Here is a 532-nt window from a genome sequence, read left to right as displayed (position 1 = left end):
GAATAAGGGGATAAGGCCGTCTGAAATATTATAGACGTTCGGTTTCAACACGGATTTTAAAAACAACTTTGCGTATGTTCGCCCTGTCGCCGACCAATGGGGCATGCGCATCATTCGGGAAGAATAGCGCAAATTCACCTGGCTCCAAGGTCAGCCAGGTTTCCGGCTCGCAGTCGAAAAACTCGATATCGCGCTTTTCGTTGTAGCCTAAACCGTTTTTCAGACGGCCTCTGTCTATCCAGCCATATGTTTCGCTGCCGTCAATCGGCGTTTGAATATCAATATGTTTTAAGTGCGCTTCAGGCTGGGCTTCTCCCTTAGTCCTCATCGGCTCGCTACCGATAAAAATACGGATATTGGGATTCTCGCATGGTACTTGGCCGTCCGGCAGCTTGGCAAAATTTAGGGTCTGCAACAGATGGAAGGCTTCGGCAAAGTCGGGATGCAAGGCAGCGTAGCGGGTGGCATTGCTTATGGTGTCGGTAATCATGGTATATTTTTGTAGATTAAAGGCCGTCTGAAACACTTAAAT

1 protein-coding gene is annotated in these 532 nt (G+C 48.1%); it reads right to left on the bottom strand.

Translation table 11 applies throughout. The features are described 5' to 3' along the window. Nucleotides 1-28: 28 nt before the first annotated feature. Entirely contained in the window at nt 29-490 is a 462-nt protein-coding gene (locus ACTHUR_RS17675) for a YhcH/YjgK/YiaL family protein (RefSeq protein ID WP_219088535.1), read from the bottom strand. Nucleotides 491-532 lie beyond the last annotated feature (42 nt).

Source organism: Neisseria sp. P0021.S007, from assembly GCF_051956855.1.
This window is presented reverse-complemented; position numbering and strand designations above follow the sequence as displayed.